Source organism: Sediminibacterium soli, from assembly GCF_009939225.1.
In the GTDB taxonomy this organism is placed as follows: Bacteria; Bacteroidota; Bacteroidia; order Chitinophagales; family Chitinophagaceae; genus Sediminibacterium; species Sediminibacterium soli.
Window position 1 is genome coordinate 1 of record NZ_JAACJR010000003.1, and the last position, 20,113, is coordinate 20,113.

The window sequence follows — 20,113 nt, forward strand, 5'->3', positions numbered from 1 at the left end:
AACAATTACCTTAGCCAAACAAAAACTGCTGAACCAAATAAGTCCAGCAGCCTAACTTTTTTATCAATATCCTATAAAAACCAAAAAAGAAAATCCTAAACTGTCAGATCAACTACTAACTATTACACATCAGGGTACCAGTCTTTCCAATATTGATATTCTCTTTCTTTGATCGTTCCTACATACTTTGACTGTAACCACTTTATTCCCTTTTCAGTAACTACTGTTTTATTCCAATGCCGATTATTTTTTGTTACTGTGATAACATCAAAAAATTGGTGTTGGTAAAATTCCTTGAAAGGTTTGTTTTTTGCTTCTTCAGTTTGAAGCACCTTTAACTCCCTTAAATGTTCCATTAATACATTTCTGCCAATGGTATAGCGGCCCAATGTGATATTCAAATGGACTGCCAATTCCGTCATTGAATAATTTACTTTTTCCATAATTGATTAATTTCTAAAAATGATTTGTTACCATAAAATTTAATTAAAAAGAGGCGGCACTTGCACCGCCCCTTTTTGTGAACATGGTATGTAGCCTGTATGACTTTTATACCTTTTAAACCTGCGGAGGATTTGGAGGGAGGAGGAATCTAAAAATTCTCTACTTAATTCTTCATGCCACTTTTTTATATTCTCCCTTTCTGACTCTTACCAACCTTTTTCCCTTATCAGCCAACCTTGAAAGGTATTTCTCTGCGGTGCTCCACGGAAATTGTATCAATTTTGCTACCTCCGCTGCCTGTGCAGTAGAAAATTCTGCTGGTAATCTATCGAAATACACCTCTTTAATGCTACCCACAACGTTCGCTTGTTTACCGCCTTTGATCTGAAAAAACACATTAACCATGTGATGTAATAAGCAATCGACAATGCTATTTGCGATTTCAAAGTCAGCATCCTCGCAGTAAATCTTCGTTGCCAATACAGCACCGGTATCCAACTGCTCGGTTTTTCTCATCACGGTCAGGATCATAGCAATCCTAAATAGTATAACGCCCATTCTATGTATAGAGCCAGCAACCTCATTGCCACAGGTTTGAATGATTAGCTCTTCCTTTTGGGTGAACTTCTCATGAAACCTTTGCTTTTGATCGTTTGTGAGGCTAAACTCTATATCACTTTCAGGGGCATCGATGTGATCAAACAGGTAGTGCTTCACCATATCTGCCAGTCTAATCCCCTCACTTTTAAATATCACTCCTAAATCCTGACTACTTGCGGGGAACACTTCTTTCCAACCACAACTTTCCTTAAAAGAATAGAAAGCAAATCTGCTTGTAAGACCATTTTCTACATCATGCAGGAGGTTTTCAACCTGTTGAGGAGTACCCGATACTAATACTGAAAGTGCTGAGCGTTCAATAGACATGTACTCATTATTGCCTTTGCGTTCATATTCTATAGGCTCATGCTGAAAAGCCTTGCGATATAAATGCGAGAACTGTCCATGTTGACTCTTATTGGCATCTGACAAAGTATCTGCCTCTATGTCAAATACAATACCACCCAGGTTCCCATTATCTCCCATACTCTGCTTTAGTTTAGCAGATGTATTGTCGGCCGGAATGAAGAACTTTTTCATGGTGGGTTTGGTCAACGCAGTATCATTCTCTTCATTTCCCTCCTCCTGCATTGATTTGAACTCTGCTAACTCCTTCTTGTAGTTTTCAAGTAGTTGCTTTTGGATTGTTTCACCAAGCATTCTTACAAAAGGTAAAACACCTTTGCCACTACCTGCAGGGCCAGAAACAAGCATAAACAGGTTAGACTGATACCTACGCCTATCATATACCCCAAACACCCTTGGAAAACAGGCACTCAATAATGTCAGAAAACCAAGAAAGAATATATCTCTTTCCCTGTTAGAAGGGAAAAGCCCTACCATATCCTTCATATACCTTGGCAGTACCTCATAAACACTGTCGGGTATATATGGTGTCTGCCATTCTTCATTCCGATTAGTCCATGTACCAAACTGTTCAGCTTGCTTCTCGTACACATCATCAAAAACACGAATCAGATCATTTTTCTCATCAAATGGATGTTCCGTATCAAGTACGGCAGGGTGATTTGAAAAGAGATTCTTGAAATGCCCAAGTGCGTATTCCTTCTGCATACCGAAATGAACACACATGCGAGCCAACCTTAACAACCAATTGTGCCTGTTGCCTACCTTAAACTCATTAGCATCACGAGATGCGATACGGCAAAGAATAGCAAAATTCCTATCACCGTTCCTTTTCTGATAGTCGAGTTTTAAAGGTTGATAGCTGAACGCTGGTTGCAAGCAAAATGGTATCGATGGCAATACTGGATCATCGTCTATTTCCTCCGCTTGTGTAACTGTTGTCTCTGTTTCAAAATAGCTGTTATTCAGCACAGGCTCTACTCCTGCAATTTGTTCCTCCAACCTTTCCTTACTATAAAAGGCTTGTGGGTCATGGCACAGGATACATGCTCTTGAAACATTAGTGCAATTTTTGTCAATATGAGTTGCTGGAAGACCAGTAAGCTCTACCAAATAGCGGCTATAAGCATAATAATTCTCCCGATAAGGATACTTACTGTTGCATACAAACACTACCTTGATACCGTTACCTTTTGGAGAAATGAATAAGAACACTGCCAATCCACCATCCAGTATCTGTTTCCTTGTTGTATCAACATCAGATATTTTGTCAATATCGATGCAAACAAGGCCAGATGATTGGATTAAGGCATTGTCTTTGCGTTCACTGAATGTTCCACCAAATGTTACATAAGGTAGCTTATTGATCTTGTAATCATCCTGCTCCTTACCTGTAAGGCGGCGTAATTCTTCAGTTGAATTCTGTAACGACTCACTGCCTTTTATCAACTCATACGTTTGTTCGAGCGTTACCTCGCTCAGTATAGCAATATTCTTTATGCCATACTGAGAAAAATTAATAACCATTTTATTGCTATTTAATAAAATACCCACCGATCTGTTCTTTTAACGATCTTGGTCTTAACACAGGATATTGTGTAAATAAAAATTCTCGGTACTTCATTCTGTTTCCCGATTCTCTATGTCAAAGAACTTATATGCTGTCGTAACATTGCTACTCGTTGCAGCACATAAGTAAGTAATCAAATAGTAGTCCATTGCTGCCAATCGGAATATTTGACTTGAGTACGCATTTATAAAAATTTTATTATCAGTAGATATTTTTATTAAATTTTTATTTGCAATCATGTCATGACAACTGACAAAAGAGGCGCTATCGGCGGGGCGCTTTCATCTTGCTTTTACATATTAACTTGCCTATTTTTTGAACGAATTGATGCCAGGAGTTCGCTTCTTTTAAACTTTCTCCTTCTGCCTATCTGATAGCTCTTCACACAACCGTCATGCAATAGTTTGGAGAAAGTGGGTAGGCTGACACCCAGCAACTGGCTTGCTTCCATTTTATTGAGGAAAGGCTCCTCGACTTGCGAGTTTGCTTCGCTGTTATCAGATGTTTTGGTGAGTGCAGAGAACTCCTCACGTATGATACCCCGTATCAACGTTTCTAATTCCTGCATGTCTGTTTGTTGGAGTAAAATCCCTTTCATTGTAACAAATTGGTATCAACTGTAATAGCTGATGATTAATACTCGGCGTTACCAATTTGTTCTTCAATCCGAAAGGGGAAGTGAAGATTCTACAATTATGAAACCGTTAAGCCGCCATTCTACTTGTTGGTTTCAATACAAAGAGCGGAAGAATATTTTCAATAACCAAAGAAAATTCTTTGATTCTTTTCATCAATTCAAAAATTAATGGCGCAACCTGTACTGTTAAGCAACCTGGCTGAAGGTGTTTGCATTGAAGAAAGGATGTCCTTGTATCAACTCCGCATTCTCCAACTCACTTACACGGATATATTGTAAGAATACAGCCTCGCTCTTGTGGCCCGTCATTTTCATGATTGAGATAGCAGGTACGCCGGCTAAGTAAGAGTTTGTTGCAAACGATCTTCTTCCTGCATGTGTAGATACCAACTCCCATTTCTTATGTACATTTCTCACAATCTTACCAGCGATCGTTTTAACTATCTCGACATCTGTATTGATCTTGGCCCTCTGCGCTATCTCTTTCAAAAGACCATTAGCGTGAGCATTTGTATAAGCTGGCGGAATTTCATTGTCATACTTTTTCAATATTTCCCTTACAATAGGATGTATAGGTATGATAACCTTGGCCTTTGTTTTGACGGTTGTTTTGGTGATAAAGTTTTCAGAAATATGTTCTCTTGTTAGCGTTGAAAAATCGCTGAACCGAAAGCCGGTGTAACACGCTATAACAAACAAATCCCTTACCGCTTCTATACTGCCCTCACCATTTAAGTCAAGTGAGTAGATGCTCTGAATCTCTGCTTCTGAAAGGGCGATTTTATCTACATCTTCTAATGGCTTTTTAAACAGCGTCGATTTGAAGAAAAGATTTGAATTGATTCCCCTGTCTGTTGCAGCATTCAAAAAGGTTTTCAGCACTTTTATTTGCTTACCTACGGTGTTACGAGCAAAATTTAAACTGTTTAGATACTGGATAAAACCGTTATAAAACTCTTCATCGATCTCATCAAATCCTACATCTTTCTTCCCCAGAAAGTTGATAAAGCCAGTCAAATGCCTTTTGCAGGTGTTATATACATAGATAGTACCTTCTGATTTGTTATTCACTTCGTTGGTGATAAACCTGTCTACATAGCTTAAAACTGTAACAGGTGCTGTCTTGAGAACAATCACCGGTGGTTTGGGATTCAGGTTGAACTTTTGCTCCAAATGAGCCTTCAACTGTGCCGCAGTTGGCACGAATCCTTCAAATTTGCAGCTTCTGAAATAGTCCTTTGCAGCCATTTCCATTTTACTCAGCCAGTCATTGATCGCTGGATATTCAAGCCTATTGTGTTTTACAATCGCCCTTTTTGCTGTAGGATCCCAATGATCTGGAAGAATCTTTTCGCCTGTTGTAAGCATCAGGCGCTCGAAGCAGTTGTATTTTGACTGCATGTAGATAGATATAGATGTCTTTGCATGAACATCTTTAAGGTAAAAATTGAATAGCGGCATTACCATTGTACTGATATTTTAATGTTTTGATTGGTTGTCCTTCTGGTTGTCCCGCAATGTTTTGAAGAATTTAAAGATTTTCCTACAAAAACATCATCTATTTGAAAACCTGCTTTTTAAACAACCTTCAAACAAAAAAATATCTAAAAAATCAGCAAAATTCAGCAAGTTAAAACCTGACCTGGTGGGCCCACAAAATTTCGCGAGAGTGCCGGATCTTCCGGCACTTTTTCGATTTTATAGATATAGTTGTCTATTTGGTTGCCTATAATATTTATAAATAAAATTATCGGCTTCTCCGCTAAACCTACGGCAGACCTCGGCAGCCTCGCCGAAAATCTTAGAACTTTTTCCGCAGATTAAAATGTATAACTGAGGCAATGTAATGAGCCGCCCATCTTTGCCAATTGATCACAGTTAATTGTTTTTACTTCAAACCCTAAGTTGGTAAGTATTTCAACGTTTTGCGTGTTGTAATACTTGGTTTCTTTAGCGGTTGGCAAAGTATATTCCGTTAAAATGATCGTTTTATTCAGCCGCAGAAAATTTATGTAATTGCCTCTTGCTGAATAAAGACAGGTTTTTTTGTTCTTCCGATAACATTCACAGGGAACGATTTCATCAATGGGGCGATCATAAAGATCAATCACCTCCAATTTTTCTTCTTCCAGCTTCTTTCTTATTGTGTAAAGAAAATCAATATCCGATTTTAAGAATGGCAATGATGGGTAATTAGATAGCAAGACCTTATTTTCTGCAATGAAATTTATAAAGGCATTGTAAGCTTCCCCTGTATGTTACGCATGTGAGGTTGGAGTTAATGAGTAAATGACCTCCTCCCATATTTCGAAGCACCCTAAATTATAGTAACGAGGCGGTACAAACCTGCCTCCCGCAGGGTCAGCGAATACCTACTTGTGGGTATTTTATTCCAATAATGCCCGTCCTACATTCGTGGTAGCCGGATATTGGCAGGCTTGCCTCCGTGAGCAGCTTTACTGAAAATAATTTTTCGCCAACTCCCACCGCTGATCTATCATTGTTAAAAATCCCCTTCATGAAAGTTGCAGGCTCGCTTATCGTATTGTTTATTTTTTTAATGACCGGACTGGGTGCCCAGACACAGGGCGCTGCTGCCAGGTACGACTATATCAAAAATTACGAGGGCTACAGCATCGTTTACAACCGGGTCTCCGACAATTTTGGCGATTACAACAGGAAATATGCAGTGCTGAATGCCGAGGGAAAACGCATCGCGCCGCTGATGTACGACAGTATCAGGCCTTTTTCCAAAGAGGGACTGGCTGTGGTGAAACACAGGAACAAATACGGATACATCAACCGCAGCGGCGCCGAGACAGTGCCCGCGCAATACGATCAGGCGTTTGATTTCACCGAAGGATTAGCTGCTGTAAAGCGGCATGGTCTGTATGGCTTTATCAACACAAACGGCACACTGGCCACCAACATCGAATTTGGATCGGTGCTGTTCTTCTCCGACGGACTGGCCGGCGTGGAAAAAGACGGCTACTGGGGATTCATAGGTAAAGACGGCAAAACGGTCATACCTTTTAAATACACGGACGCAGGTTCGTTTCACGAGGGGCTGGCTGCCGTGATCAGCAGCGGACTCACCGGTTACATCAATAAGACCGGAACAATGGTCATACCGCAACGTTACTCGCTGGGCGAGGATTTCTGGGATGGCGTTGCCGTGGTAAGCAACGGCAAATATGGTGTGATCGATAAAACAGGTAAAGAGATACTTCCCCTGGAGTTTGAAGCGATCGTGCAGGACGATCACAAAGTGTTGATGGTGACCGGCGGCGGTAAAACATCACTCTATTCACTTGCCGGTAAACAGCTTTCGCCCGAACGCTATGACGAGATACAATACTTCCACGACAATGTTGCGCTGGTGGTAAAGAACGGCAAAGCAGGTGCCATCAACAAAGAAGGCCAGGAGATCATCCCGCCCGTGCACGATGGCATCGGCAGATTTGTCGATGGGTTGGCGGTACTGGTGAAAGGCAGCAAATATGGTGTCATCAGTGCCACAGGAAAGACAATGATGCCCCCGGTTTACGACGGTCATCGCAATCTTGGCCGCGGCATTTATGTGGTGGCAAAAGGAAAGAATCTCGGGCTGTTTGATATCAACGCAGGTAAAGAAATAACAGCGCTCCGGTATGATGGCGCGGGAACTAAAAACAATGGCGTTTTACCGATGTACAGGAATGGGAAATCCGGGTATGTAAACGGGCAGGGCAAAGAGATCACCGCATTTAACTATGATCAGTCGCTCGATATGAAGGATGGCATTGGTATTGTGGCCCTGGATAAAAAAGCCGGTTTTGTGGATTCAACGGGAAAGGAAACAGTAGCCCCGATGTACGATGAGGTCAGCGCTTTTTTAAGTGATCTGCTACTGGTGAGCGACAAAGGAAAATATGGCTATATCGATAAAAAAGGAAAAATCGTGATACCCATCCAGTATGACCAGGTGTACACGCACAGCAGGGAGTTTATGGAGGTGGTGCTGAAAGGAAAAAAAGGACTGATCAACAACGAGGGAACATTCGTGTACGATATCAAATCCGACTGGATAGATGACCATGACTATGATCTTTTTCTGGTGAAGGAGAAAAACAAAAGCGGCCTGATAAGAGCAACAGGAGAAACTGTGCTGCCCATGGTATACGAGCGGATAGAAGATTTTAGTGAAGGACTTGCCGCCGTAAAATTGAACGACAAATGGGGATATGTGGACAGGAACGGAAAAGAGATAATACCCAGGCAGTTCGATGAGGCCCACGGTTTCAACGAAGGTTTTGCAACCGTGAGAAGTGGTTCCGCATGGGGCGCAATAGACAGGGCAGGGAAAACGGCGGTGCCATTCAAATACACCGGGTCGCTTTATTTCTCCGAAGGACTGGGTGCGGTGAACAGTTCACCTTACGATGCCGATAAAACGCCTAGGGGTTATATAGACCGTAAGGATAATATGGTACTCGATATGAAGCGGTATAAATCCTTTGGCCTGTTCAGCGAGAGCCTGGCAACAGTGCAGGACAATGCAGGCCGGTTCGGATACATCAATAAAGCCGGGAATGTGGTGATCCCGCTGAAATTTGAAAAAGCAGAAAGTTTCCGCGATGGTGCCGCAGAAGTAAAACTGTATGGGAGATCCGGATTTATTAACCAACGCGGTAACCCCATCGGCACCATCAAATACGATGATGTGGGTTATTTCAGCGAGGGTCTGGCAGCGGTATGGCTCGACAAAAAAGTGGGGTTCATCAACAAAAAAGGTGAAGAAGTGATCCCACTTGTATTTGATAAGCTCGGCTACTGGAGCAACGGTTTTAAAAACGGGCGCGTCAAGGTATACCAGAATGGCGCACAGTTCTATATAGACAAGAACGGCAAGAGGATGGAATAAGAGGATCGTGAACCGTCGATAGTCGGGTTAACCGGATACGCAGAGATGGCCACTTTTGGTTTCAGGACAAATACCCAAATTTCTCCCAATTTAGCCGGTAATTTTGCGTAATGATCGATATGCGCTTACTGGTGGTGGAAGATGAGGCAACACTGCTGCAGAGTATCAGAGAATACTTTGCGCTGGAAGACTTCACCTGCGATGGTGCAGCCACCTATGCTGCCGCAGTGAACAAAATAGACGACCATCCATACGACTGTATCATTCTCGACATCAATTTGCCGGATGGCAACGGACTCAGGCTGCTCCAGTATCTGCGCAGGCAGAAAAAGGACGATGGCGTCATCATTATTTCTGCGCGCAACTCCGTCCAGGACAGAATTTCGGGACTCGATCTGGGGGCCGACGACTACCTCACCAAACCTTTTCATTTATCGGAACTGAATGCACGCGTAAAAGCCCTGCTCAGGCGAAAAAGCCAGCGCTCTTCCGATGTGCTGGTTGCTGATATGTTCGCCATTGACCTGGCAGCCCGCGTGGCAACCTGTAATGGCTGTCAGCTTGCACTTACCAAGGGAGAATTTGATCTGCTGGTCTATCTGATCAACAACAAGAACCGTGTAGTGAGTAAACAGGCTATTGCCGAACATATTTACGGCGATCAATCCGATAATATGCCTTCTTTCGACTTCGTGTATTCACAGATCAAGAATTTAAAACGAAAACTGAAGGAAAAAGGGCACGAAGACCTGATCCAGTCGGTTTACGGGCTGGGCTACAAATTATCATTATGAGCAAACCGCTGCTGCAAAAAAATACAAAATATTTACTTACCTGGCTGCCGATGGTACTGTTGGGCTGTTCGGTGCTTTTTTTTCTTCTGCTTCGCATGCAGGCGCATCACATGCAGGACAAACAATTGCAGTTAAAGCAGCGTAATGTATGGAGCTCGTTTACCGGCACAGGTGGCGCGGTTGCCCCGCATGTCAGGGGTGAATACGATATCGTGAAAAGGAGTGATACCTTGTCTGTAGGGCAGGGAGCATTGCGGGATACCAGCCTCTACTACCCCGACAGGGCTAAACTGCTTCCCTTTGAAACCCTTACCAGCCGTTATACATGGAATGGGGATGGGTATGAGGTGACTGTCTATGTTTCTTCCACGGAAATATCGCACCTGATCGTTAAAGTTTTTATAGCGGAAGCGGTGATCTTATTGCTGCTGCTGGTTGCCATTGTGGTGCTTAATCGAAACAGCGCAAAAAGACTGTGGCAGCCATTTTCTGCGTCGTTGCAGAAGATGGAAAACTATGATATAACACGTAACCAGCCACTCGATCTTACTGCAGAAACAGGTATTACAGAATTCAATGCTTTGCACAAGGTGATCGGTCAGCTGGTCGACAGGTCCAACAGCGCGTATAATAACCAGAAGCAGTTTGTTGAAAATGCTTCGCATGAAATGCAGACGCCGCTTGCGATCATCAGATCCAAGCTGGAACTGCTGATCAATGAACCCGGTCTCACCGAAAAAAATGCGGCCATTCTGCAACATATCACGGAAGCCAACGATCGTTTGAGCCTGATGAACCGAACACTGCTCCTGCTCGCCAGGATTGAAAACAACCAGTTCCCCGAAACGGAAACGGTCAATATCAGCAATTTACTGCCACGTCTTCTGGCCGACCTGCAACAGTATTACGATTCCTTTCCTTCATTGGAAAGCAATATCGCTGCGAACCTAACTGTTGTGGCTAACCGATCGCTGATAGAGATACTTCTTTACAATCTGCTTACTAATGCCGTGGTGCATAATACAGAGAACGGCAGGATCAGGATGACACTTGAACCGTCCAGGCTCTCCATTTCCAATACGGGTAAGGTATTACAGTATGATCCCGAAACACTGTTTGAACGCTTCAGGAAGGATTCCTACAGCACCAAAACAACAGGACTTGGCCTCGCGTTGGTAAAAGAGATCTGCATTTTATACGGCTACACAATCAGTTATGAACACAGCAACGGCTGGCATACCGTAAGCATATTATTTGCATAACACTTCCGCCCAAATTTCTCCCAAATTGGCTGGTAGCTTTATGTACAAATAAGGTGCAGCCTCTATGCAAAACAGAACCTTCACTGCCTTTCTTACCCTTGCGGCTATTTCAATTATTCATTCCTCCCTTTGTGCCCAGCAACCTGTTGATACAATAATCAGTCTGAAGAATGCCGTACAGGCAAATGCTGTACGCTACCATCTGCTGCAATCCAGAAAATACGAAGCAGGGGCGGCTGCCAGCCATGTGGCTGTAACCAGTTATAGCAGGCTTCCGTCGATAGATGCGTCGTACCAGGCAGGTTTTGGCACGGCCAATAACCTCACCGGCATATTTTATCCGGGCAATATTCTCCCGATGACAGGCCCCCCGTCCGGTGGCAACAATTACAGTCCCGCCACCGGCAGCGCCGCCAGCGTTCTTCTCAACTGGCAGGCAGTTACGTTTGGCCAGAGAGATGCGCAGATCGCGGTGTCGGTGGCCGATGCCGGGGCGCAGGCGGCCGCTTATAAACAACTCGCATTCGGTTACGCCGTTAACGTTATCAGCAAATACCTCGACGTTCTGCTTGCATATGATGCAGTGGCTGTTCACCAGCATAATATTGAACGGATACAGGCAGGTTTGCATGAAAGCAAAGTGCTCGCCACTACGGGAATAAAGCCGGGTGTTGACACCGCGCTTTTTATTTCGGAGCTCTCCAAAGCCCGTATCGCATGGTTGAAGTCGCAGAACGGACTGCAGACAGAGCGGTTGTTACTCGGGCAACTGCTTGTAACCGATAAACTGCCGCTGCCTTCGGACAGCAGCTTTCTGGAACAGTTGCCTTTCGTGTATTCCGGCACGGATTCTTCTTTGGCAAATCATCCAAACATACTGTCTGCAGAAAAGCAGATCGCGCTGAACAACGCAAAGGAAACAGCATTAAAAAAATCGTATCTGCCTACGCTGAACATATGGGGAACCGCTTTTGCACGTGGCTCCGGCTTTCTGAATGACGGCAGCATCAAAACCTGGGATGGTCTTGGTATCAGCCGCTACAATTATGGCGCAGGTGTGCAGCTTGCTTTTCCCATCATGAAATACGGAGAGGTAAAAAAGCAGCTGCAGCAACAGTCATTGATGACAAAAGCTGCCGAAGAAAACTTACTCGAGCGTAAAAACACGCTGTCAACACAGCGGCGTATTGCAGCCACAACTTTTCAAAACAGTATTGGGGTAGCCAGCGAAGCGGGTATACAGCAAAAAGCAAGTCTGTATGCTTTCAACGCCATGCAGATCCGATACAATACCGGGCTGGTCAATTTTACCGACCTGGTGCAGTCGCAATACATGTTGCTAAAAGCAGAACTGGATCTGAAGCAGGCTTATTGGGATGCGTGGAAAGCGCTTTTGTTACAGGCTGCGGCGGGGGGAGATCTTTCTATTTTCTTAACCGAAATCCGATAAATAATTATGCTCCGTTTGATACAATTTGCCCTGCGTAAGCCCATCACCGTAATAGTGGTTGTAGCGGGCATTGTTCTGTTTTCCATTCTGGCGATACGAAAATCTGCGATAGATATTTTTCCGGTAGTTAATGCTCCCACCATCTATGTCGCGCAGACCTACGGCGGTCTTTCACCGCAGCAGATGGAGGGTTTTGTCACTTCTTATTACGAATATCATTTCCTGTATATAACCGGTATCAGGGCGGTGGAGAGTAAATCCATACAGGGGCTTGCCCTCATCAAACTCCAGTTTCACGAAGGCACTGATATGGCCGCTGCCATGGCCGAAGTGATCTCCTATGCCACACGAGCCAGGTCGTTTATGCCACCGGGAACGGTACCGCCCTTTGTAATGCGTTACGATGCGGGTTCTGTTCCGGTGGGTCAGCTTGTTTTCAGCAGTCCTTCAAGATCGTTGAACGAAATACAGGACCTGGCGCTGTTCAAGGTTCGCCCCATGTTTGCCGCGCTTGCCGGTGTATCAGCGCCGCCTCCATTCGGTGGTAACCAGCGAACCGTGCTGATAAAGGCCGATCCCGAAAGACTGCGCAGTTATAACATCACAGCCGATGAACTGGTGACAGCCATTGCTAAAAACAATACCATCATGCCGGCGGGTAATATCCGTACCGGCGATAAAATGGTGATCACTTCTTCCAACAGCGTGGTAGATAATTTTAAAGAACTTGAAAACGTAACCGTAAAAAATACAGACGGAACGGTGGTATCTGTAAGAGATCTCGCAACAGTCGACAACGGCGCCGATATCACCACAGGCTATGCACTGATCAACGGGAAAAGATCAGTATACATTCCCGTTACAAAGCGGGCGGATGCGTCAACATGGGACGTGGTACAGTCCATCCGCAAAGCGCTGCCGGAGATGCAGGCAGCCATTCCGGATGATATTAAAGTGTCTTACGAATTTGACCAGTCGGGTTACGTGGTCAATTCACTCAAAAGTCTTTTGGTCGAAGGGTTACTCGGGGCGCTTCTCACAGGGCTTATGGTGTTGTTGTTCCTGCGTGATATAAGAAGTGCGCTGATCGTTCTGTTAACCATCCCGCTGGCGCTTTTGTCTTCGGTGGTCGGTTTGTATATCACAGGTCAGACCATCAACATTATGACGCTCGGCGGCCTGGCGCTTGCCATCGGGATATTGGTTGATGAATCCACGGTCACCGTCGAGAACATCCACCATCATCTTGAATCGGGTAAATCAAAAGCAAGGGCCATCTGGGATGCCTGCAGGGAAATAGCCGTTCCCAAGCTGCTGATTCTATGCAGTGTCCTGGCTGTTTTTGTGCCCGCGCTGTTTATGTCCGGGGTGCCCAGATCCATGTTCCTGCCGCTGTCTCTTGCCGTGGGCTTTTCCATGATCGCTTCTTTTCTTTTGTCCCAGACGCTGGTTCCCGTTCTGTCAAACTGGTGGCTGAAGCGTTCGGCGCATGCAGCGCCGCAGGCAAGGCTGGAAAAGGTTAAGCTGAAATTATCGGCAAATATTGAACGGTCGGGCAGAAAAGCAGGTGTTATCATACCGGTAATGCTCATTGCCCTGCTTGTGCTTGCGTATCTGGGTTATCGTACAACAGGCAAAGAGATATTTCCAAAAGTGGATGCGGGACAGATGCAGGTACGCCTGCGCCTGCCCACAGGTACACGCATAGAACGCACGGAAGATATAACCAGGAACCTGCTGAGCGCCGTCGATAGCATAGCAGGTAAAAACCAGGTTGCGATCAGCTCCGCATTTGTTGGTCTGCAGCCGCCTACCTATGCCATCAATCCTATTTTTCTTTATACCAGCGGTCCGCATGAGGCGGTGATAAAAGTAAACCTGGTCAAAGGTGCCTCTCTCAGTATCGAAAAATTAAAGGAAGACCTGCGCGGATGGATGACTAAAACCAATCCTGCCGGTTTATTGTCTTTCGAACCTGCCGACCTGGTTGACCAGGTGATGAGTCTCGGGACAAACAACCCCGTTGAAGTGGTGGTGCAGGGACGCAATCTTCAGCAGAGCCGGGATATAGCAGAACGGCTGAAAAAATCGCTGGCAGGTTTGTCCTATCTGCGCGATTTGCAGGTGGCGCAACCACTCGATTACCCGACGATCCAGATCAATTATGATCGGGTGAGAACGGGACAGATGGGTCTTACAATCGAGCAGGCCGGAAAATCTGTAACTGCCGGCTCCTCGTCCAGCCGTTTGATACAGCCGGTATACTGGCTGGATAAGGCATCCGGCAATGCGTACCAGGTGCAGGTGGAGTATCCGCAGTTCCTGATGAACAGTGCAGAGCAGGTAGACCAGATCCCGGTTGGCAAGTTTGGCGACCAGACAATCTACCTGCGTGATATAGCGGAATGGAAAAAAGGCAATTCCGTAGGAGAGTACGATCGCATTAATCAGCAGCGCTTTATTACGCTTACAGCTAATCTGCACAGGAAAGACCTGGGCAGCGCCATAACCGATATCACTGCAGCTATCCGTTCGCTTGGCGGCCTGCCGCAGGGTGTGAAAGTGTATGTGCGCGGGCAATCAGAAGTATTATCGCAGATCAGCAGCGAACTCTCCATTGGTCTGTTGCTCGCTGTTGTGGTGATCATGCTTATGCTGGCGGCCTATTTCCAGTCGTTCAAATTGTCTTTGGTGGTATTGAGCGTGGTTCCCGCCGTGTTGGCCGGCTCCCTGCTTATGCTTCTTATCACGGGTAACAGTTTAAACATACAATCCTTTATGGGTTGTATCATGGCTATCGGTGTGGCGATCGCCAATGCCATACTCCTGGTGGCCAACGCGCAAGATATACGACGAGACCCCGCCACCCGTTTTGCCGGTGCGCATGCCGCGGCCAATCGTCTTCGCCCCATCATTATGACCAGTATTGCGATGGTAGCGGGTATGTTGCCCATGTCGCTGGGTATAGGGGAAGGCGGTAAACAAACGGCGCCGCTGGGTATTGCGGTGATTGGCGGATTACTGTTCAGTATAGTGGCAAGTCTGTGGCTGTTACCGATAGTGTATGATTTCTTTATCAAAAAAACGGCCGGGGCAGGCGTATCGTTAGACCCTGATGATAAAAACTCAATTTATTATGACAAAAACAGCTAAGCATTCCGCGTTCATAAGCGCCGGCATTGCAGGCATGCTCGGCATGTTAGTAACGGCCTGCAACCAGCAGCAGGTAACCGCTTCGGTAACGGACAAACCGAAAATCGATTCCGTAAAAGTGTTTGTGCTGACGGTGGATTCAGCAAAAAAATCCATTATGCTGCCCGGGGAGCTGATCGCATTCGAACATGCGGAAGTGCGGTCAAAAATCCAGGGCTATGTGCGCCGCCTTTCGGCAGATATTGGCTCCAGGGTGAGCCGGGGACAGGTACTCGCCCTGATCGACGCGCCGGAAATCAATACCCGTCTGCTTGAACTCAATGAAAAAATAAAAGCAGCCGACGCGCGTTACCGTTCCAGCAAAGACTATTACGACCGGCTTTCGCTGGCATCTCATTCAGATGGTGTGATTGCACCGCTGGAATTGCAAAAAGCCAGGAACCAGCTGCTCGCCGACAGTTCGGAACACAATGCAGCCATGCTGGCTGCCAGATCGTACCGGCAGGTTGGAAATTACCTGGCCGTAGTGGCGCCTTACAGCGGTATCATCACGAAAAGAAATATTGTGGAAGGCTCATTTGTAGGCAATCCCTCTGATAAACCATTGTTCGAGCTGGAGAATAATACAACGCTCCGGCTGCAGGTGGCTGTTCCCGAAATCTACACAAATGCAGTGCTGTTAAACAATACCGGCGATCTGACAACACGCTCCATGCCGGATAAAAAAATCAAGGCAGCGCTTGTCCGCAAATCGGGAAGCATCGCCACTGAAACAAGAAGCGAGGTATGGGAATTTGCGGTGCCAAACCCGGCAGGCGAACTGAGGGCCGGCAGTTATGCAGATGTGAAACTGGTATTCGCACGAAAGGGTGTGTCACTGATAGTACCCGTTTCGGCAATCGTAACCACACAGGAACGTAAATTTGTGATCAGGGCTTCGGGCGGCGCCACCCAATGGGTAGACGTGCGTACAGGCTTTAACCTGGGTGACAGACAGGAGATATTTGGTGAACTTTCACCCGGTGACACAGTCGTAACAAAACCTACCGAAGAGCTGAAGGCGGGTACAAAAATTGCCATCAAATTATAATCATACCTAAATCCGATAAACATGAAAACCCTGATAAAACCTTTCGCCGTTATCGCCCTGCTGGTCGTTGCTGCGGTGGCGCTTACCTCCTATTACAGCGATCGTAAAACGATTGCCGATCAGAAAGCGAATGTGCTCGAATGCGCACCGTTTACCGATCTCGATTTTGCAACCATCGAACGTATTACAGGAATGAAAGGGGTGCAGAAAAACGGAGAGTATAAACTGACCGTTCCGCAAAACGACCTGCATGTGGTGGTAGATGGCTTTAAGATCATTCCTGCAATGGGCCTGGGCAGCTGGATAGGATTTACGCCGCATGGCAGCGGCGCGATGATCATGGGTGATATAATTTTGACTGAAACCGACTTGGCGCCCGTGCAGGCCGAAGTGATTAAACAGGGACTTTCCATTACCGCCATTCACAACCACTTTGTACGTAATCACCCGAATATTATGTTCATGCACATCGATGGCAAAGGACCGGTGGAAAAAACAGCCGCTATGGCAAAGGCTGTGTTTGATAAGGTAAAAGAAGTTCGTGGCGCCGATCCGAAAGCGGTCAAAGCCGATTCGGTCAGAAATACGCTGAACACCGCCGCCCTGGATGCAGCCATTGGCGCAAAAGGAGACATGAGCAAAGGCGTGTATAAATTCACCATAGGCAGACCCGATGTGCAGCTGTTGGAAGATGGCGCAGCTGTCAGTGCTTTTATGGGCTTCAATACCTGGGCCGCCTGGCAGGGAACGCCCGCTAAAGCGGCTGTTTGCGGTGATTTTACCATGCTCGAGAACGAAGTGCAACCTGTCATAAAAACCCTGGTGGAAAACGGCATCGAGGTAGTGGCGGTTCACAATCATATGGTGCAGGAATCACCCAAAGTCTTCTTCCTGCACTACTGGGGTACCGGGCCTGCGGACAAACTTGCGCATGCATTGCGTGCGGCCCTTGATCAGACCGGCAGAAAATAATAATAGGTGCTGTAGTTGCAGAGGAAATGCGATCGGTTTCTGAGGACAGACAACCTCATTACCCGATAACCCATTTTACTGCCGGTAAAGCAGTGCCGGTATGGTTCGTGTGCCAGCATGTATACCTTCCCTGCATGTATGATCAGTTCTTCTGATCATTTTTTTTGTGCACCATAGCTGGTACCTATTTCTAGGTATTTTTTACGGCAACGGTCAGCTGCGGTAAAATGGGCCGTAAATTGACCTGTTATGCAGCCCTTATATTGGTTGGCAACGGAAAAAACTTCCCGGCAGCTGTGTAATCCAGGTTGTCCCGGCATCCTTTTTCGGAATGTTTTCAGAAAGCGATTCTGTCCTATTTTAGGCAATAGCGCTGTTCTGAGCCCGTTTGCGGGTGGGTGCAGTACGCCTGAACATTGTTAACCTTATGAACCAAGCAGCATGTTTTTCGGTAAACAAAATCAATACCAGATGAAAAAGTTTTTTTTGACAATGACCATCGCCTGTATGGTCAGCGCCGTTTTTGCCCAGGAGGGAAATAGTGTGTACGATAAATGGGTGGATGGCAAGCAGAAATACGGGATTGCCGACAGCAATGGCAACGCCCTTACCGCCGCCAAATACGACTGGATAGCCAACCAGTACCAGGATGGCCTGATCCTGGCATATATCTCGGAACTCAGGAGCGTGGATAATTCCAACAATCCGTTTGCCGCTGTCAAAACCGGTCATTACTGGGCACATATGCATGGATACCTCGATATGAAAGGGAAGGAAGTGATCCCTTTCAAATACTGGGGCGCCAAAGGATTCAGCGACGGGTTTGGATTGGTGACGAACGATGGCACAAAATGGGCGATGATCGACCGGCGGGGCAGGGAGCTCACACCTTTCAAATATGCGGAGATCAGGAATAACTATTACGATGGCGGTAAACCGGTGCGCGTATACATGATAGAGGAAGGACTAAAGAAAAGATACGGCGTGATATCTACCGGCGGCAGGGAGTTAACGGCTGCCATGTACGACAAGATCGGTACATTTTACGACGGCGTGGCCCTTATGAACCAGAATAACCTGATGGGTGCGCTCAGCCTCGATGGAAGGGAAATAACGCCTGCTAAGTATACCAACGTAGAAGAGGACGGATTTGCAGGAGGTATGTGCCGGGTGCAATCAAATAACAAATGGGGCTTTATCGACAAAACGGGCAGGGAAGTGGTTCCGGTGATTTACGACCGTGTGTTCGTATTTGATAAAGATGGCAGCGCCATTGTAAGAATAGGAACCACTTCAGGTCGGGTCGACAAAACAGGAAGAGTGGCGGTGCCGCTGAAATACGGCACCGTGGAGCCGCTCTCGGACGGCATGTACAAAGTGCTGCTTGAAAAAAAATATGGCTGGGTTGACCAGTCGGGCAAACCGGCCATCGAGCCGATGTACGATTATGCCTCCTCATTCGTGAATGGCTATGCCTACGCGAGACTGAATGGTAAATACGGCATCATCAACAAGAACAACGAAACCAAAGTTCCTTTTCAGTACGAGGAATTGGGAAGGCTGGCCAGTGATAAACCCCTGTTTTATTTCGGTCGCCAGGGGAAAAAAGGGTTTTTTTCCGAAACGCTGACGGAAATGGCCCCTCCGAAATATTCCCAGCTGTACACCCTGAAAGAGGGTTATGCCTTTGTACAGGTAGGCAACAAATGGGGGCTGGTCGATGAAAAAGGCCGGGAAACCGTAGAGGCGAAGTATGACACACTTGTGCGGCAGGACGATGCTGTGCTGGCAGTGAAAGATAGAAAAATCGGGGTGATCGCCAACGACGGATCGGTGATTGTTCCCGTGAAATACGATAGGCTGTACGGTTTCAGTGAAGGTCTCTGCGTGGTGCTGCTCAATAATAAAATGGGTTATGTGAATGGCGAAGGCAAAGAGGTCATCCCGCCCCAGTTCGACGAAGTGACCGATTTTGAGAATGGAAGAGCCCAGGTTCGATTGGGCAGCCAGACGTATTTTATCGATAAAACCGGCAGGAAAATAAACTGAGGATACCTGCAGTTTCCGGAAGTGCTGAGGCCGTTGCGATCAGCCGCGGATGGCTGAATAAGAAACCGCTCTCTCTGCGAAACTCACCTCCTCCGCGCCTCTGCGGTGAAAACAGGATACCGATTCACCGCAGAGACGCAGAAGGTGCAGCGCCGCGCAGAGATAAGAGAACTTCCAATGTCTTGTCCTGTTTCTTCCGAACAGCTTAGGTGATCGGACGAAGCAGCAACGATTTCCCGTTCTTTTAGCCGTGTCTTTCAGTAATGCTCACGCAACAGCTGACTTGTGCTGCGGCCGTTTCCCCTGCCTGTACCGGATTTCGGTCAGCAGTGCAGACAGCCGTTCGCTGTCCCAGGTAAAATTCGGCCATTTGGCCTGATCGTAGCTATACACGGTATTCTCCGCATATCAGTTCATTCACCGCAAATCATGCGGAGAATAATCGGCTTAATCTCCGCATTTATCAAGCAGCCTGGTTACCGTTGCACGAAGTTCCTTGAGGGTGAATGGCTTGCGTACAAACCCATCTGCCCCGCAGGCTTCGGCCAGTTGTTCTATATCCGGACTTGCGGTTATCAGAAGAACAGGTGCGCGGCTGTACTGGTTGCCAGATTTGATGAACCGGGAAAGATCCATCCCGTTGGTTCCGGAAATATTTTTGTCAAGGATGAACAGATCGGGGATGGGCATAATCGCATCTGTTACCAGCGCCCCGGTGGTAAAACAGGTTACTTCATAACCCGCCGACTCCAAAACAAGGGTTATGGTTTCGCAAATGGCGTGATCATCTTCTATCAGTATGACCTTCTTCCTCCCCATATGG

15 protein-coding genes are annotated in these 20,113 nt (G+C 46.4%); 8 read left to right on the forward strand and 7 right to left on the reverse strand.

All coding sequences use genetic code 11. From position 1 onward, the window contains the following. Positions 1-122: 122 nt before the first annotated feature. The 5 genes from GWC94_RS00140 to GWC94_RS00160 all read right to left on the reverse strand — a co-directional run bounded on the left by GWC94_RS00140 (position 123) and on the right by GWC94_RS00160 (position 5,848). Entirely contained in the window at positions 123-443 is a 321-nt protein-coding gene (locus GWC94_RS00140) for a phage antirepressor KilAC domain-containing protein (protein ID WP_161832982.1), read from the reverse strand. Positions 444-615: 172 nt separating this feature from the next. Beyond that, positions 616-2,964, reverse strand: coding sequence for a DUF3987 domain-containing protein (locus tag GWC94_RS00145; protein ID WP_161832983.1), 2,349 nt, complete (start codon positions 2,962-2,964; stop codon positions 616-618). A gap of 308 nt (positions 2,965-3,272) precedes the next feature. Then, the gene (locus GWC94_RS00150) at positions 3,273-3,578 is read right to left on the reverse strand and encodes an excisionase family DNA-binding protein (RefSeq protein WP_161832984.1); all 306 of its coding nucleotides are present in this window, start codon (positions 3,576-3,578) and stop codon (positions 3,273-3,275) included. Between the two features lie 225 nt (positions 3,579-3,803). Continuing rightward, a complete protein-coding gene (locus GWC94_RS00155; protein ID WP_161832985.1) occupies positions 3,804-5,018 on the reverse strand; it encodes a site-specific integrase in 1,215 nt (404 codons plus the stop codon). 419 nt (positions 5,019-5,437) lie between these two features. Beyond that, entirely contained in the window at positions 5,438-5,848 is a 411-nt protein-coding gene (locus GWC94_RS00160) for an agmatine deiminase family protein (RefSeq protein ID WP_317163418.1), read from the reverse strand. 287 nt (positions 5,849-6,135) lie between these two features. On the opposite strand from GWC94_RS00160, the gene GWC94_RS00165 reads away from it, so the two are divergent. From GWC94_RS00165 to GWC94_RS00200, 8 genes are all read left to right on the forward strand, one after another. Beyond that, complete coding sequence (locus GWC94_RS00165; protein WP_161832987.1) at positions 6,136-8,520, forward strand: WG repeat-containing protein; 2,385 nt, start codon at positions 6,136-6,138, stop codon at positions 8,518-8,520. 110 nt (positions 8,521-8,630) lie between these two features. After that, positions 8,631-9,314: a response regulator transcription factor gene (locus tag GWC94_RS00170; RefSeq protein ID WP_235918402.1), complete on the forward strand. Its 684-nt coding sequence runs from the start codon at positions 8,631-8,633 to the stop codon at positions 9,312-9,314. Then, a complete protein-coding gene (locus GWC94_RS00175; RefSeq protein ID WP_161832988.1) occupies positions 9,311-10,576 on the forward strand; it encodes a sensor histidine kinase in 1,266 nt (421 codons plus the stop codon). Before GWC94_RS00170 ends, GWC94_RS00175 begins: the two co-directional genes overlap by 4 nt. A 64-nt stretch (positions 10,577-10,640) precedes the next feature. Then, positions 10,641-12,026 carry a TolC family protein gene (locus GWC94_RS00180; protein WP_161832989.1) on the forward strand — a complete coding sequence of 462 codons (1,386 nt, stop codon included), beginning with the start codon at positions 10,641-10,643 and terminating at the stop codon, positions 12,024-12,026. A gap of 6 nt (positions 12,027-12,032) precedes the next feature. Further along, the gene (locus GWC94_RS00185) at positions 12,033-15,179 is read left to right on the forward strand and encodes an efflux RND transporter permease subunit (RefSeq protein ID WP_161832990.1); all 3,147 of its coding nucleotides are present in this window, start codon (positions 12,033-12,035) and stop codon (positions 15,177-15,179) included. Further along, complete coding sequence (locus tag GWC94_RS00190) at positions 15,163-16,269, forward strand: efflux RND transporter periplasmic adaptor subunit (RefSeq protein ID WP_161832991.1); 1,107 nt, start codon at positions 15,163-15,165, stop codon at positions 16,267-16,269. The genes GWC94_RS00185 and GWC94_RS00190 overlap by 17 nt, the downstream gene beginning before the upstream one ends. Before the next feature lie 21 nt (positions 16,270-16,290). Beyond that, positions 16,291-17,241 carry a DUF1259 domain-containing protein gene (locus tag GWC94_RS00195; protein WP_161832992.1) on the forward strand — a complete coding sequence of 317 codons (951 nt, stop codon included), beginning with the start codon at positions 16,291-16,293 and terminating at the stop codon, positions 17,239-17,241. 471 nt (positions 17,242-17,712) lie between these two features. Continuing rightward, complete coding sequence (locus GWC94_RS00200) at positions 17,713-19,290, forward strand: WG repeat-containing protein (RefSeq protein WP_161832993.1); 1,578 nt, start codon at positions 17,713-17,715, stop codon at positions 19,288-19,290. A gap of 267 nt (positions 19,291-19,557) precedes the next feature. Here GWC94_RS00200 and GWC94_RS17035 read toward each other — a convergent pair whose 3' ends face one another. Both GWC94_RS17035 and GWC94_RS00210 read right to left on the reverse strand, forming a co-directional pair. Further along, entirely contained in the window at positions 19,558-19,683 is a 126-nt protein-coding gene (locus GWC94_RS17035) for a DUF4172 domain-containing protein (RefSeq protein WP_161832994.1), read from the reverse strand. 54 nt (positions 19,684-19,737) lie between these two features. Further along, a complete protein-coding gene (locus GWC94_RS00210) occupies positions 19,738-20,109 on the reverse strand; it encodes a response regulator (RefSeq protein WP_161832995.1) in 372 nt (123 codons plus the stop codon). Between the last annotated feature and the right edge of the window lie 4 nt (positions 20,110-20,113).